The 15440-nt window shown below is 68.1% G+C and carries 14 protein-coding genes; 12 read left to right on the forward strand and 2 right to left on the reverse strand.

What is annotated here, in order from left to right:
* The first annotated feature begins 1 nt into the window (after position 1).
* From AC0Z2B_RS14940 to AC0Z2B_RS14990, 11 genes are all read left to right on the forward strand, one after another.
* Complete coding sequence (locus tag AC0Z2B_RS14940) at positions 2-442, forward strand: spore coat protein U domain-containing protein (RefSeq protein WP_476297589.1); 441 nt, start codon at positions 2-4, stop codon at positions 440-442.
* A 17-nt stretch (positions 443-459) separates the two neighbouring features.
* Complete coding sequence (locus AC0Z2B_RS14945) at positions 460-963, forward strand: nucleoside 2-deoxyribosyltransferase (protein ID WP_476297591.1); 504 nt, start codon at positions 460-462, stop codon at positions 961-963.
* A gap of 14 nt (positions 964-977) precedes the next feature.
* Positions 978-1475 carry a hypothetical protein gene (locus tag AC0Z2B_RS14950; protein ID WP_476297593.1) on the forward strand — a complete coding sequence of 166 codons (498 nt, stop codon included), beginning with the start codon at positions 978-980 and terminating at the stop codon, positions 1473-1475.
* Between the two features lie 7 nt (positions 1476-1482).
* Entirely contained in the window at positions 1483-2223 is a 741-nt protein-coding gene (locus tag AC0Z2B_RS14955) for an AraC family transcriptional regulator (protein ID WP_476297595.1), read from the forward strand.
* Positions 2224-2802: 579 nt separating this feature from the next.
* Entirely contained in the window at positions 2803-4248 is a 1446-nt protein-coding gene (locus AC0Z2B_RS14960) for an efflux transporter outer membrane subunit (RefSeq protein WP_476297597.1), read from the forward strand.
* Entirely contained in the window at positions 4245-5375 is a 1131-nt protein-coding gene (locus tag AC0Z2B_RS14965) for an HlyD family secretion protein (protein WP_476297599.1), read from the forward strand. Before AC0Z2B_RS14960 ends, AC0Z2B_RS14965 begins: the two co-directional genes overlap by 4 nt.
* Positions 5365-6867, forward strand: coding sequence for an MDR family MFS transporter (locus AC0Z2B_RS14970; protein WP_476297601.1), 1503 nt, complete (start codon positions 5365-5367; stop codon positions 6865-6867). The genes AC0Z2B_RS14965 and AC0Z2B_RS14970 overlap by 11 nt, the downstream gene beginning before the upstream one ends.
* A 325-nt stretch (positions 6868-7192) precedes the next feature.
* On the forward strand, positions 7193-8059 hold the full coding sequence (locus tag AC0Z2B_RS14975) for an alpha/beta fold hydrolase (RefSeq protein WP_476297603.1): 867 nt from the start codon (positions 7193-7195) through the stop codon (positions 8057-8059).
* A gap of 29 nt (positions 8060-8088) precedes the next feature.
* Complete coding sequence (locus AC0Z2B_RS14980) at positions 8089-9360, forward strand: glycosyltransferase (protein WP_416425493.1); 1272 nt, start codon at positions 8089-8091, stop codon at positions 9358-9360.
* Positions 9361-9458: 98 nt separating this feature from the next.
* The gene (locus AC0Z2B_RS14985; protein ID WP_476297605.1) at positions 9459-10184 is read left to right on the forward strand and encodes an autoinducer binding domain-containing protein; all 726 of its coding nucleotides are present in this window, start codon (positions 9459-9461) and stop codon (positions 10182-10184) included.
* A gap of 19 nt (positions 10185-10203) precedes the next feature.
* Complete coding sequence (locus AC0Z2B_RS14990; protein ID WP_416427429.1) at positions 10204-10779, forward strand: acyl-homoserine-lactone synthase; 576 nt, start codon at positions 10204-10206, stop codon at positions 10777-10779.
* Here AC0Z2B_RS14990 and AC0Z2B_RS14995 read toward each other — a convergent pair.
* Positions 10776-12221 (reverse strand): flavin-containing monooxygenase, encoded by a 1446-nt coding sequence (locus tag AC0Z2B_RS14995; RefSeq protein ID WP_476297607.1) that lies wholly within the window; start codon positions 12219-12221, stop codon positions 10776-10778. The two genes, AC0Z2B_RS14990 and AC0Z2B_RS14995, sit on opposite strands and share 4 nt — an antisense overlap.
* A gap of 199 nt (positions 12222-12420) precedes the next feature.
* On the opposite strand from AC0Z2B_RS14995, the gene AC0Z2B_RS15000 reads away from it, so the two are divergent.
* The gene (locus AC0Z2B_RS15000) at positions 12421-14025 is read left to right on the forward strand and encodes an ArnT family glycosyltransferase (RefSeq protein ID WP_476297609.1); all 1605 of its coding nucleotides are present in this window, start codon (positions 12421-12423) and stop codon (positions 14023-14025) included.
* A gap of 703 nt (positions 14026-14728) precedes the next feature.
* Here AC0Z2B_RS15000 and pmrG read toward each other — a convergent pair.
* The gene (gene pmrG, locus AC0Z2B_RS15005; protein WP_476297611.1) at positions 14729-15370 is read right to left on the reverse strand and encodes a lipopolysaccharide core heptose(II)-phosphate phosphatase PmrG; all 642 of its coding nucleotides are present in this window, start codon (positions 15368-15370) and stop codon (positions 14729-14731) included.
* Between the last annotated feature and the right edge of the window lie 70 nt (positions 15371-15440).

Raw genomic sequence — 15440 nt, forward strand, 5'->3', positions numbered from 1 at the left:
CATGCGCCATCTTTTACTGCTGATGCTGTTACCCCTGAGCCCCGCCGCCCTGGCCTACAGCTGTTCGGTGGCGTCGACGCCACTGCTGTTCGGCAGCGTCGCCGGCATTGCCGAGCAGAGCCACGCCAGCACCGCCAGCGTCACGGTCACCTGCGAGGCCGGCGCCAGTGCCGCCAGCGTCGGCTACAGCCTGTACATCGACACCGACGGCAGCACCAGCCAGAGCTTGCGCAACGGCAGCGGCACGGCCCAGTATCAGCTGTACACGGCCAACGGCCGGCAGCCGATCCTGGGCAGCCAGGCGTTCGCCAGCGCCAGCTACACCCTGGCCGCCCACGCCAGCGCCAGCCGCACCTACACGGTGTACGCGCGCATGCAGCCGGGCCGCCAGGGCTCACCCGGCACCTACCAGGCGGTGAACGCCATCCGGTTGGTGTACTGATGTTCAGGAGGCTTTTCATGACCCCGCGCAGGCCGGTGTACCTGGCCGGTTTCGATGTGTTCCGCCGCGATGCGGTGGCCCGAGGGCAGTACCTCAAGGCCCTGTGCGCCGACCAGGGCCTGGAGGGCCTTTACCCCTTCGACAACGACCTGCCCGCAGGGCTGGAGGGACTGGCGGCGGCGCGCTGGATCTGCACGCAGAACATCGAAATGATCCGTCGCAGCGACGCGGTGCTGGCTAATCTCAATGTGTTCCGCGGCCAGGAACCCGACTCCGGCACGGCCTTCGAAGTGGGCCTGGCGGTGGCCCTGGGCAAGCCGGTGTGGGCCTATTTCGACCCCGACCGCAGCCTGCGCGAACAGGTGCCTCACGACGTCCAGGGCTATGACGCCCAAGGCTTCGCGGTGGAAGATTTCAACCTGCCGCGCAATTTGATGCTGGCGGCCAGCTGGGCAGGGTACAGTGCTACGGTCGAACAGGCGGTTGGCGATTTGCGCCGGCACCTGGCATCGGCACCTTGAGGAGACACACGGCAATGGACGAAGTCCGGCAATTGGGCGAAATGCTCAAGCAATACGCCCAGAGTGAAGAGCACAAGAAGCAGCTGTTCGAGACCCAGTGCAGCCACTGGACCCAGGGCATCAACGCCCTCTACGAGCGCATCGAGCAATGGCTGCAGCCGCTGCGCGAAGAGGGCCTGGTGGAGATCAGCCGCGAGCCCTACCTGGCCGCCAACGCCAGCTTCCCGGCGCCACTGTCGCCGTTCGCCAGCCACAAGCTGAGCATTACCCTGGCGCTGCGCAGCGTCGAGTTCGTGCCCGAGGTGATGGGCGCCAAGGGCGTGATCTCGCTGGCGGTGATGGGGCTGACCTCCGACCGCTACGGCAGCATCAGCCTGGTGTGCACGCCGCCGTCCGCGGACTGGCAGTGGCGCAAGGACCGTGGCGCCAAGGAAGCCGAGACCCACGCGCTGACCGCCGACTACCTGGCGCAGCAGCTGCAGGCGCTGATCCCTCGGCCGCATCGGGACTGACGCCAGCATGTTCGACCGCTACCCCGTGCAGGCCTGCGCCGACGACTATGTTCACGGCGAGGTCATCGCCCCTCATTGCCACGCGCAGATCCAGTTCATCCACGCCATCAGCGGGGTGATGCGCGTCACCACCGCCCAGGGCAGCTGGGTGGTGCCGCCGGGGCATGGGCTGTGGGTGCCGGCGGCGGTGGAACACGACATTCGCATGACCGGCGAGGTGCGCATGCGCACGCTGTTCATCGACCCCGCGGCGCTGGGCTTCGCGGTGCCTGCGTGCCAGGTGGTGCAGGTGACGGCGCTGGTGCGCGAGCTGATCCTGGCCGCCATCGGCAGCCTCGGCCAGGCCCAGCGCGAGGGGCGCGACCACTGCCTGCTGGGCCTGTTGTTCGCCGAGTTGCAGGTGGCGCCACCACTGGCCGCCCACGTGCGCCTGCCCAGCCAGCCACGGCTCAAGGCCTTGTGCGAAGCCTTCGTCGCCGACCCGTCGCGCGAGTCCTGCCTGCAGGACTGGGCCGACCAGAGCAGCATGAGCTCGCGCACCCTGGCGCGGCTGTTCCAGCGCGAACTGGGCATGACCTTCGGCGAATGGCGCACCCGCACCCGGCTGATCCTCAGCCTGCAGCGCCTGGCCTCGGGCAAGTCCATTCTCGAAGTGGCCCTGGAACACGGCTACCAGAGCCCCAGCGCGTTCAGCGCCATGTTCAAGCGCGAGCTGGGGCATGCGCCGAGTCATTACCAGCCGATGTAGCACTGCGATGTTGCAGCGGAACCGCGTTGGGCCGGGACGCAGCCTTCGGCAGCTGCTACACGCCACGGGGCGTGGATACGCCCCCGTAGCAGCGGCCGCCAGGCCGCGTCCGCTAGCACCGCGGTGTTGCAGCGGAACCGCGTCGGGCCGGGACGCAGCCTTCGGCAGCTGCTACATGCCACGGGGCGTGGATACGCCCCCGTAGCAGCGGCCGCCAGGCCGCGTCCACAGGCACCGCGGTGTTGCAGCGGAACCGCGAGGGGCCGGGACGCAGCCTTCGGCAGCTGCTACATGCCACGGGGCGTTGATACGCCCCCGTAGCAGCGGCCGCCAGGCCGCGTCCACAAGCACTGCGGTGTTGCAGCGGAACCGCGTGGGGCCGGGACGCAGCCTTTGGCAGCTGCTGCGGGATTGCGCCGTCTGTATTGGGGCTATGTCAAGACGGTTGCTGCTACAGGGCGTGCGGATACATGCGGGTCAAATGTCCGAATTGAAACGACGGTTGTCCCGAACGCGCGGGCGTCGGCTCTATAGGATCCAATAACCTGCAAGCCTTGTCCCCCGCGATGAAGGCTGCAGATGTTCGCTCCCCAGTTTCGTCCCTTCCTGTGGCTGTTGATGGCCACGCTGCCTGCCTGCGGCTCATGGACCCACCATGAGCCTGCACGCTCGACCCTGGCCGGCGTCAACCCGCTGCAGCCGCTGCCGGCCCAGGTCACCGACCAGCCCCTGCCAGCCCAGTGGTGGCAGCTGTACCACGACCCGCGCCTGGACGGCCTTGTGCAGCAGGCCTTGGTGCATAACCGCGACCTGGCCGCCGCCCAGGCCCATGTGCAGGCGCTGCTGGGTGGCCTGCATGAGGCCGATGCGCAGCGTTGGCCGAGCACCGACGTGCAGCTGGGCGCCAGTTACGGCAGGACCGCCGATGACCAGACCCTGGCCAAGGCCACCGACAGCCACGCGCCGGCCCAGTGGGAGTTCAACCCGGGGCTGGAGCTGGCCTATCAGGTGGACGTGTGGGGGCAGGTGCGCCAGTCCATTGAGCGCGCCCAGGCCAACGCCGAGGCCGCCGTGGCCGCCGAGGACCAGCTGCGCGTCACCGTGGCGGCGCAGACCACCCGCGCCTATGTCAACGCCTGCGCCCTGGGGGCTCGCGCGGCCGTGCAGCGCCAGTCGTTGCAGGTGTTGGGTGACAGCGTGCGCCTGCTGCAACGCCAGCGCCGGGGCGGGGTGGTCACCGATTTCGAGGTGTCGCGCATGCAGGCCTTGCAGGCCCAGACCCAGGCGCTGCTGCCGATGCTGGAGGCACGGCGCCAGGCCGCAGTGTTCGAACTGGCGACGCTGACCGGCAACAGCAACCCCGATCCGCTCAGCTGCCAGCGAGTACCGCGGCTTGACGCCGACCTGCCGGTGGGCGACGGCTGGCAGTGGCTGGCCCGGCGCCCGGACATCCGCCAGGCCCGCCGCGAGCTGCAGGCCGCCGGCCTGCAAGTGGGCATCACCCAGGCCGACCTCTACCCCAAGGTCAGCTTCGGCGCCTCGCTGACCTCGTCCAGCCACCCGCTGAACGAGCTGGGCAGCAGCCAGGCGGTGATGTTCGGCATCGGCCCGCTGGTCAGCTGGCAGTTCCCCAACCGCGCCGCCAACCGCGCCCGCGTCGAACAGGCCAAGGCCCTGGAGCAGGGCAGCCTGGCACGCTTCGACGGCCAGGTGCTGCTGGCGCTGCAACAGGTGCGCCAAGCCCTGGCCCTGTACGACGGTGAACGCCAGCGCCATGCCGCGCTGGCCCAGGCCCTGGCCGACAGCCAGCGCGCCTTCGAGCTGGCCCAGCGCAACTACCGCGCCGGCGCCCTGGATTTTCTCGACGTGCTCGACAGCGAGCGCGAGCTGGTAGCCCTGCAGGCCCAGGTCGCCGACGCCGACGGCCAACTGCTGCAACGCCAGATCACCCTGTTCGCCGCCCTGGGTGGCGGCTGGCAACGCCCTGACACTCTTCCTGCCACTGCCGATGGAACCCCCCGATGAACATTGCCGCCGACGACATCAACCACCGTGAACAGCAACTGCTGGGCCGCCGGGCGGCGCGCCGCCGGCAGTTGCAGCTGGGCGCCGGGGTGCTGGGGCTATGCCTGGCCGTGGGCTACGGCGGTTATTGGTGGCTGACCGGGCGTTACCTGGAAAGCACCGACGACGCCTACGTGCGTGCCGACTGGGTGCCGGTAAGCGCGCGCATCAACGGCTATGTGGCCCAGGTGCTGGTGGCGGACGATCAGCCGGTCAAGGCCGGCGACGTGCTGGTGCGCATCGACGACCGCGACTACCAGGCGCGCCTGGCCGCCGCTACCGCCAGCGTCGCTGAAGCCGACGCATCGGTGCAGGCCGCCCAGGCCAGCCTGAAGGTGGCCCACGAGCGGGTGGCCGAACAGCAGGCGGCTATCGCCCAGGCGGCGGCGCTGGCCGAGGGCGCCGGCGCCGAAGCCCGCCGCGCCGGCCTCGATCGCCAGCGCTACCAGGGCCTGGTGCGCGACCAGGCGGCCAGCGCCCAGCGCCTGGAAAGCGCCGAGTCGAGCTTCGCCCAAGCCCGTGCCGCGCTGCAGGCGGCCCAGGCCCGGCAGCATCAGCAGGACCTGGCGCTGAACGTCGCCCGCAGCCGCGAACAGCTGGCCCAGGCCGCCGTGCAGCAACAGCTGGCGCGCCAGGCCCAGGCCCAGGCGCAGCTGGCGTTGGCGCGCAATGCCCTGGAGGACACGCTGGTGCGCGCGCCCATCGACGGCGTGGTCGGCCAGCGCAAGGTGCGCGAGCGCCAATACCTGGCCCCCGGCCTGCCGTTGCTGGCGGTGGTGCCGGTGCAGCAGGCCTATGTAGTGGCCAACTTCAAGGAAACCCAGTTGCAGCACATGCGCCCCGGGCAGCCGGTGGAGCTGCGCGTGGACAGCTTCGGCGGCCAGCGCCTGCACGGCCACGTGGCGAGCTTCTCGCCCGGCTCGGGGGCGGTGTTCGCGCTGCTGCCGTCGGACAACGCCACGGGCAACTTCACCAAGATCGTCCAGCGCTTCCCGGTGCGCATCCTGCTGGACAAGGCCGCGGATGGCGCGCCGATCCTGCCGGGCATGTCGGTAGTGGCCACGGTGGACACCCGCGATGAGCGCTGAGCACGCAGTCTCCCTGCGCGCCTGGGTGGCGGTGATCGGCGGGCTGTTCGGCTGCTTCATGGCCGGCATGAACGTGCACGTCACCAGCGCCGCCCTGCCGGAAATCGAAGGTGCGCTGGGCGCCACCTTCCAGGAGGGCTCGTGGATTTCCACCGCCTACCTGGTGGCGGAAATCGTGATGATCCCGTTGACGGCCTGGCTGGTGGAGGTGTTCTCCCTGCGGCGAGTGATGCTGGTGGGTGCGTTCATTTTCCTGCTGACCTCGGTGGCCTGCTCGCTGGCGCCCAACCTGGCGGTGATGATCGCCATCCGCGTGGTGCAGGGCGCGGCGGGGGCGGTGCTGATCCCGCTGTCGTTCCAGCTGATCATCACCCAGTTGCCGGCGAGCAAGGTGCCCATGGGCATGGCCCTGTTCAGCCTGGCCAACAGCGTGGCCCAGGCGGCGGGACCGTCCATTGGCGGCTGGCTGACCGACGCCTACAGCTGGCGCTGGATCTTCTACCTGCAACTGGCACCGGGGGTATTGCTGCTGATGGCCATCGCCTGGGCCATCGACGCCAGCCCCACGAAGCTGGCGCTGCTCAAGCGCGGCGACTGGTTCGGCATTGCGGCGATGATCATCGGCCTGGGCGGCCTGCAGATCGTGCTGGAGGAGGGCGGCCGCGAGGACTGGTTCGGCTCGGACTTCATCGTCGCCATGAGCTGGGTGTCGGCGCTGGCGCTGGTGTATTTCGTCTGGTCGCAGCTGTACGGCAGCCGCGCGTTCATCAACCTGCGGCTGCTCAAGGGCTACAACTTCGGCGTGGCCAGCGTGGCCATGTTCATCTTCGGTGGCATGACCTTCGGCCTGGTCTTCCTGGTGCCCAACTACCTGTCCCAGCAGCAGGGCTACAACGCCAGCGAGATCGGCGTCAGCCTGATCCTGTATGGCCTGGTGCAGTTGCTGCTGGCGCCGCTGATGCCGGCGCTGATGCGCGTGCTCAACCCCAAGCTGATGGTGGCCGGCGGCTTCCTGATCATGGCGCTGGGCTGTTACCTGGGCGCGTTCCTGGACGCCGACAGCGCCGCCAACGTCATCGTGCCCTCGGTGGTGGTGCGCGGCATTGGCCAGCCGCTGATCATGGTGGCGCTGTCGGTGCTGGCGGTGGCGGGGCTGAGCAAGGCCGAGGCCGGCTCGGCGTCGGCGCTGTTCTCGATGCTGCGCAACCTGGGCGGCGCCGTGGTCACCGCTGCCCTGGCCCAGGCCGTGGACGTGCGCGAGCGGGTGCACAGCGAGCGCATCGGCGAAGCCCTGAACGTGTTCGCCGCGCCCGTGCAGGAACGCCTGGGCGGCCTGCTCGACCCCTCGCTGCCCGAACAGCAGCAGACCCTAGCGCTGATGCTGGCCAGCGTCCGCCACCAGGCGTACCTGATGGCCTACAGCGATGCGTTCTACGTGGCGTTCGTGGCGCTGGCGGGGTGCGCCGTGGCGGCGTTGCTGATGCGCCGCTAGGACGCGGCCTGGCGGCCGCTGCTACAGGAGCGCGCAACCCGTAGCAGTGGCCGCCAGGCCGCGTCACTGCCACCACCGAGGCCGGCTCGCGAGTCAAAAGTTCAATTTTTTCGCCCCCCACCTACCTGATCAGGTAGTTGTTCCATTGCGCCATCACGCCGAGAATCACTTCCATTGGCAGCCAGTGTTTGCGCTGCCCGCCTGCTTTGCAAAGCCCTCGCCGTCTCACAACAACAAGGACGAACCTTTGCCCGCTGCGCCTGTAACCGGGGGCGCATCGGGCTTCTATGCACGCAAATGGATGATTCAAGTGAGAGGTAATGACATGCGACACGACAACTTCGTGGTCGAGGGGCTGTACAAGGATTACAAGGTCTACGTCGAATGCCTGGGCAATGACCCGCGGCGCAAGAACGTGCTGTGCGTCAACGGCGCCATGGCCACCACCACCTCCTTCACCCGCGCGGCGAAGGTGATGGCCGAGCACTTCAACGTGTTCCTGTTCGACCTGCCGTTCGCCGGCCGCTCCCGCGAGCACAACTGCCAGCAGCACCTGGTGACCAAGGACGACGAGGTGCAGCTGCTGTTGGCGCTGATCGAGCGCTTCGAGATCCACCACCTGGCCTCGGCCTCGTGGGGCGGCATCTCGACGCTGCTGGCGCTCAGCCACAACCCCGAGTCCATCGACAGCTCGGTGGTGATGGCCTTCGCGCCGACCCTGAACAAGGCCATGCTCGACTACGTCAACAAGGCCCGCCTGTTGATTGAAAGCGACAGCAAGTCCGACATCGGCCACCTGCTCAACGACACCGTGGGCCGCTACCTGCCGCCGCGCCTCAAGGCCAGCAACCACCAGCACATGGCGTCGCTGGCCACCGGCGAGTATCGCCAGGCCAAGTTCCACATCGAGCAGGTGCTGCAGCTGGGTGGCGGTGGTTACCTGGAGCGCCTGGGCAGCATCAACAGCCACGTGCATTTCATCAACGGCCTGTGGGACGAGTACACCAGCCCGGCCGATGCGCTGAATTTCGCCAAGCACGTGCCCAGCTGCAGCTTCGCCGTGCTGGAAGGTACTGGCCATTTCCTCGACCTGGAGTCGCGCCTGGCCGCTGCCCGCGTGCACCGCGCGCTGATGGGCCACCTGCTGTCGGTGCCGTGGAAGCCCATGGTGGCCCAGGCGCGGTACGCCTGAGTGAACGTTTTTTCGAGTGAGGTATGCCCATGCAGGTAATCATGGTGGCCATCGGTTCGGCCGGTGACGTTTATCCCTTCATTGGCCTGGGCAAGGCCCTGGTCGAACAGGGCCACGGGGTGACCTTGTGCAGCATGCCGGCGTTCCAGGCGGCCATCGAACAGCAGGGGCTGGAGTTCGTCCCGGTGTGCGACGAGCAGACCTACCGCCAGGCCATGGACGACCCGCGCCTGTGGGAGCCCAAGACCTCGTTCGGCACCCTGTGGCAGGCCATCGCCGGCATGCTGGAGCCGGTGTACCGCTACGTGGCCTCGCGGCGGTTCGAGGACATCGTGGTGGTGGGCTCGCTGTGGGCGCTGGGCGCGCGCATTGCCCACGAACGCTACGGCATTCCCTACCTGTCGGTGCAAGTGTCGCCGTCGACGCTGCTGTCGGCCCACGTGCCGCCGGTGCACCCCAAGTTCAACGTCTCGCCGCGCATGCCGCTGTCGCTGCGCAAATGGCTGTGGCGGGGCATCGAATACCTGAGCCTGGACCGCACCTGCGCCCCGGCCATTGACGCGCTGCGCCACAAGGTCGGCCTGACCGGCACCGTGCAGCGGGTGTTCAGCCAATGGCTGCATGCGCCCCAGGGCGTGCTGTGCCTGTTCCCCGACTGGTTCGCCGCGCCCCAGCCGGATTGGCCACGCCCCTTGAACATGGTCGGCTTCCCGCTTTACGACGGCAGCCAGGGTGGCGAGCTGGACCCGCAGGTGCAGGCGTTCCTGGCGGCCGGGCCGGCGCCGGTGGTGTTCACCCAGGGCTCGACCACGCATTTTGACCAGCGTTTCTACCGCCTAGCCATCAGCGCCCTGGCCAAGCTGGGTGCCCGCGGCATTTTCCTCACCGGTGACCGCGAGGCCATCAGCGACCTGCCCGCCAGCGTGCTGCAGTGCCGCTACGCGCCGATGTCCACCTTGCTGCCCCATTGCGCAGCCCTGGTGCACCCGGCGGGCGTCGGGGCCATGAGCCTGGCGTTGGCGGCGGGTATTCCCCAGGTGGTGCTGCCCGTGGCCCACGACCAGTTCGACAACGCCGAGCGCCTGGTGCGCCTGGGCGCCGGGGTGCGGCTGAAGCTGCCGCTGGGCGAGCATGACCTGCTAGAAGCCCTGCTGCACGTGCGCAGCGACCCGGCCATCCGCCGCGCCTGCGTGCTCGCCCACCAGCGCTCGGTGGCCAGCGATGCCTGCGCGCAAGCCGTGGAACTGATTGAAGAATGCCACGGCCGCTACAGTGCCCGCGCATTGTCACAAGCGGGCTGAGGTGGCGGATTATTGACGTATTGTAATCAGACATTTCATTGACACAGAGCGACGGTGCGTTAGATTCCCTGCAAGGATGGGAAATCGAGAGCAGAGTCATGGGCAAGGACAGCGATCTGGTGCGATGGGCGAACGAGCTCCGCGCCGAGATGCTCGCACAACAGCACATCTGGCAGGTGCTGACGGTGCTGGACCGTGAGGTGCATCGATTGGGCTTCGACTATTACGCCTGCGGCATCCGTCACCTGGTGCCGTTCACGCGACCGACCACCGAGGTCATCGGCTCCTACCCCGATGACTGGCTGGAGCATTACCAGGCGCAGGACTATGCGCGGGTCGACCCCTCGATCCTGCATGGCCTGCGCTCCAGCGACATGGTGGTGTGGGACGACGCGCTGTTTCGCGAGTGCCGCCAGCTGTGGGGCGAGGCTCGCGACAACGGCCTGCGGGTCGGCGCCACCTTGCCGCTGCGCACCACCAACCAGACCTTGAGCGTGCTGTCGGTAGCCCGCCACGACGAGAAGATCGGCGAGGTGGAAAGCGAAGTGGTGCGCCTGCACCTGCGCTACCTGATCGAGCAGACCATGCAGCGCCTCGCCGAGCTGGGCCACCCCATGCTCTCGCAGCCGTCCATCAGCCTCAGCCAGCGCGAGCGCGAGGTGCTGCAATGGACCGCCGACGGCAAGAGCTCCGGCGAAATCGCGCTGATCCTCGACATCTCGATCAATACCGTCAACTTCCACCTCAAGGCCATCCTGAAAAAATTCAAGGCGACCAGCAAGACCCTGGCCGCGGCGCATGCCGCCATGTTGGGGCTGCTTTAAGACAAGGAAATCACACTTGATGGTGCAGATAATCAGCAAACGCTACAGCGAACTGTCGGCGCCGCTGCGCGACGCCCTGGGGCGTTACCGCCACCGGGTGTTCATCGAGCAGATGGGCTGGGACGTGCGCAGCACCTCGCCGCTGGCGGGGCGCGAGTTCGACCAGTTTGACCATCCCGGCACGCGCTACATCATTGCCCTGGACGAACATGGCCAGGTGCGTGGCTGCGCACGCCTGCTGCCCACCCTGGAGCCCTACCTGCTGGGCGAGGTGTTCGACTACCTGTGCGACGAAACCCCGCCGGCCAACCGTGGCACCTGGGAGATCTCCCGGTTTGCCGCCCAGGCCGACCAGGACCCGCGCCTGGCCATGCGCGTGTTCTGGACCACCCTGCATGCTGCCTGGGAGCTGGGTGCCAAGGCCGTGGTGGCGGTGACCACGGCGTCGCTGGAGCGCTATTTCCAGCGCAATGGCGTGGTCCAGGCGCGCCTGGGCGAGGCGCGCAAGGTCAAGGGCGAGCGCCTGGTGGCGCTGCATTTCGACGCCTGGCAGCCCAATGGCGTGCGGGAGCTGGGGCTGGGCGAAGTGGCCTAGTGGAACACCAGGCCCTGGGCATTCATGCCGCCCAGGCGGAACGCCAGGTAGTCGGCCAGGTAGTTCTGCCGCAGCCGCCAGGGCGCCCGCGCGCCTTGTTTGGGCAAGCCATCGAGGGCGCGCAGCACGTAGCCTGAATTGATGTCCAGCAGCGGCCGGCGCTCGCCGCCGGCATCGGCCAGCTGCGCGCGGCACTCACGGTAGCCATGGCGCTGCATGTGGTTGAGCAGCTGGCACACCTTGCGTGACGACAGGTCGGCGCGCAGGGTCCAGGACGCGTTGGTGTAGCCCACGCAGAACGCCAGGTTCGGCACCCCGTCCAGCAGCAGCCCCTGCCACGCCAGGCGCTGGCCCAGGTCCACCGGCTGGCCGTCGACGCTCAGCTGCATGCCGCCGCAGGCCTGCAACTTAAGGCCAGTGGCGGTAATGATGATGTCGGCGGGCAGGCGCTTGCCGGAGGCTAGCAGCAGGCCGTCGGCCTCGACGCTGGCGATGGTGTCGGTGACCACCTGGGCCTTGCCGCTGGCGATGGCGCGGAACAGGTCGCCGTCGGGCACGATGCACAGGCGCTGGTCCCAGGGCGCGTAGCGGGGCTTGAAGTGGGTATCCACGGCATAGCCGCGGGGCAGGGCACGCTTGACGCCCAGGCGTAACAGCCGGCTCGACAGCCTCGGCAGGCGCCGGCACAGCTGGAACAGCGCCTGCCCCGCCAGGGCGTTTTTCCAGCGCGCCAGGCTGCCAGCCAGCCGTGCGGGCAGGGCGCGGCGCAGCCAGTTGGCCAGCAGGTCGCGGGCGGGCAGGGCCAGCACGTAGCTGGGCGAGCGTTGCAGCAGCGTCACCTGCCGCGCGCTGGCCGCCAGCGCCGGCACCAGGGTCACGGCGGTGGCGCCGCTGCCGATCACCACCACGTCCCGGTGGCTGCAGTCCAGGTCGGCCGGCCACTGCTGCGGATGCACCCAGCGGCCGCTGAAGTGCTGTTCGCCGGGGAAGGCCGGGCGATGGCCCTGGGCGTAGTCGTAGTAGCCACAGCACAGGTACAGGAAGTTGCAGTGATACTGCCGCGTGACGCCGGCCACCTTTACCTCCAGGGTCCAGCGCGCCGCCTGTGAATCCCAGGCGGCGCCCACCACCCGCTGGTCGAAGCGAATATGCCGCTCGATGTCACCCTCGCGGGCGGTGTCACGCAGGTAGGCGTGGATGGCCGCGCCGTCGGCGATCGACGCCGGCCCCTGCCAGGGCCGGAAGGGGTAGCTGAGGGTGAACATGTCCGAGTCCGAGCGGATGCCGGGGTAGCGGAACAGGTCCCAGGTGCCGCCCAACGTGTCACGGGCTTCCAGCACCGCGTAGCGGCGGCCGGGGCACTGGGCCTGCAGGCGCCAGGCGGCACCGATGCCCGACAGTCCGGCACCCACGATCAGCACGTCGAAGGCTTCGATTGTCATGATCTTCCTTGTCGTAACCTGTAATGATTGCAGCCGGCGTCATTGACTGCGCGATGACACAAATTTCATAACTTCTCACTGATACTGTGCGCGCTCCCAACAATAAACGGAATTGCTTCGATGGGTACCCGATTGGTCCAGCTGCTGTCGTTCATTACCATCACCGGCCTTGTGTTCCTGACGCTTACAGGAATAGCCAATGCTTGAGTTGCCTGCCAACGCTTCACGTGGAATCGCCCGCCAGGCCTGGTGGGCCGGGTTGGTCGCCCTGGTCCTGTTCATGGCCGGCGCCTGGGGAATGGCCCCCATCGGTTTCGATTCGCGGTTCGTCATGTTCGCCGAGGAAATGCTGCGCCATGGCCTGACGTTCTTCCCCACCACCTATGGCGAGCCCTATGCCGACTACTCGGCGACCTCGACGTTTTTCATCTATCTGTTCTCGCGGCCGTTCGGCGCAGTCACCAGCTTCAGTGCCTGGCTGCCTAGCGGCATTGCCGCGGCGGTCACCGTTGCCTTGCTTTACCGGCTGGTGGCCCCGTATTCGCGGCGCTGGGCGCTGGTCAGCATCGCCCTGATGGCGCTGAGCGGCACCTTCGTCATGGAAACCCGGGCGGTGTCCCAGGACCTGATGCTGGGGGCGGTAAGCCTGGCGGTGTTCTACCTGGGCTACGCCCATGACCATTTCCACACCCCCCGGCGCCTGTGGGCGCTGCTGGCGCTGGTGGTGCTGGGCTTCGCCATTCGCGGGCCGATAGGCCTGGTGGTGCCCACCGGCATGCTGTGCAGCTATTACCTGCTCGACGGCCAGTGGAAGCGCCTGTTTGCCTTTGGTTTCAGTGCACTGGCGCTGTTGGGCCTGTGCGTCGGCCTGCTGCTGTGGCTGGCACGCCTGAGCGGGGGTGACGCCTTTGTCGCCGACGTGATCCACATGCAGGTGGGCGGGCGCATCGACGGCAGCGAAGGCTCCAGCGGCCCGCTGTACTATTTCATCAGTTCCCTGGGCAACTACGCCTTGGCGTACCCGCTGGCACTGCTGGTGCTGGCCGGTGCCTGGTTCGCCGGGCCGGCGCGCCAGGGGCCAGGTTTGCAACTGCTCAAGTGCTGCGCGGTGGCTGGGCTGATCGTGTTGCTGGGGCTGTCGGTGCCCCAGGCGAAGAAGGCCCGCTATGTGCTGCCGATGCTGCCCATGGCGGCGGTGGTCGCCGGTTATCCGTTCCACCGCCTGGGCGGGCGCGTGTTCGCCTGGCTGCGTGGGCTGATGCAGGGGCTGTGGCTGGTCATGCCCGGCCTGCTGCTGGCCGGGGTGTTGGTGGCGCATCATCGCTTCCCGCAATGGCTGCCCCACATCACCGCCCCGGCCGTGGTGCTGGGCCTGTTGCAGGCGGTAGCCCTGGCCTGGCTGCTGCGCGCCAACGGGCGTGCCGTGGGCCTGGCGTTCTGCGCGGTGCTGGCGCTGTGGTCCAGCTATATCCTGGTGTTCGAGCCGGTGGAACAGGTGATGTATGACACCCGCACCTTCAGCCTGGCCGTGGACCAGGCGGTGCAGCACGACCCTGCGCCGCTGGTGCTGCATGGCATGGGCAAGGACGCCAAGGCGATCAAGTTCATGGTCAACGTCAATCGCGACCTGCTGCCGCAGTTCACTGACAGCCCCGCGCAATTGGCCGCGTTGCCGGCCGGTACCTGGGTGATGATGGCAGCCAAGGACCGCGAGCTGCTCAAGGGCACGCCCCTGGGCACCCAGGCCCCGGTGCTGGCGGGCAGCTTCGACAAGGATGACTACGTGCTGCTGCGCGCCCCATGAAGCAACCCCACCCCACGTAGCAGCTGCCGCAGGCGGCGTCCGGTTCGCTGCGGTGTGCCGGGAAATACGCGGGGCCCTGGACGCGGCCTTTGGCCGCTGCTACGGATCCTGCGTAGCAGCTGCCGCAGGCGGCGTCCGGTTCGCTGCGGTGTGCCGGGAAAACGCGGGGCCCTGGACGCGGCCTTTGGCCGCTGCTACGGATCTTGCGTAGCAGCTGCCGCAGGCGGCGTCTGGTTCGCTGCGGTGTGCCGGGAGAAACGCGGGGTCTGGGACGCGGCCTTTGGCCGCTGCTACGGATCTTGCGTAGCAGCTGCCGCAGGCGGCGTCTGGTTCGCTGCGGTGTGCCGGGAGAAACGCGGGGCCCTGGACGCGGCCTTTGGCCGCTGCTACGGATCTTGCGTAGCAGCTGCCGCAGGCGGCGTCTGGGTTCGCTGTGGTGTGCCGGGAAAACGTGGGGCCCTGGACGCGGCCTTTGGCCGCTGCTACGGATCTTGCGTAGCAGCTGCCGCAGGCGGCGTCCGGGTTCACTGCGGTGTGCCGGGAAAACGAGGGGCCCTGGACGCGGCCTTTGGCCGCTGCTACAGGGATCTTGCGTAGCAGCTGCCGCAGGCGGCGTCTGGTTCGCTGCGGTGTGCCGGGAGAAACGCGGGGTCTGGGACGCGGCCTTTGGCCGCTGCTACAGGGGAATCCGGGTTCGCGGTGGTTAGCGCTTGAGCGCTACGGCCCAGCCGTCGGCGTTCATCACGCCCAGGGAACTCGCCTGGTCGTGGGCGTCGACGGCGACGAAGAACGCGGTGCCGTAGTCGCTGGCCTCGGCATGCTCGAAGTCCAGTTGCGCCTCCAGCTTGCTGATGCAGTCACTGTGGGTGACCAACACCAGGTTGCGGTGCGCCTGCTTGTGCGCCAGGACGTCCTGCAGCAGGGTCTTGCGGTTGCACACGCGCAGCCATTCCTGGCTCTGGCTCACGGCACCGAACATGCCCTGGCCGGTTTGCGCGGTACGCGTGGCAGGGCTGCTGATGACGTCGGCGTTGGCCATGCCCAGGGTGCGGAAGCCGTCGCCGATGCGCGTGGCCATTTCATGGCCGTCATGAGTGATGCCGTCGGCGGCGTTCATGCACGTTGCGTCCGAACGGTCGCAGCGCTCTGCATGGCGCACCAGCACGATGACGTCACCGGCAGCCCAATGCTTCAGCACCCCGGCGGCCGCGAGGTTGCCGGGTTCGCCCAGGTCCAGCGGCGAGCGAGGCCACAGCACGAAACCGGCGATCAGGGCCGGTACCACCGCGATGGCGGTACCGATCAGAAGCTTGCGCATCAGCTTGCGCTGCGGGGGTACCGTCATGGCCGAATTCCGAAGAAGCGTGCAAGAAGTATTGGACACTATTGGCCAGAAAGTACGCTGGCCGTGAAAA

This window comes from Pseudomonas sp. GYB4201 (assembly GCF_056312595.1).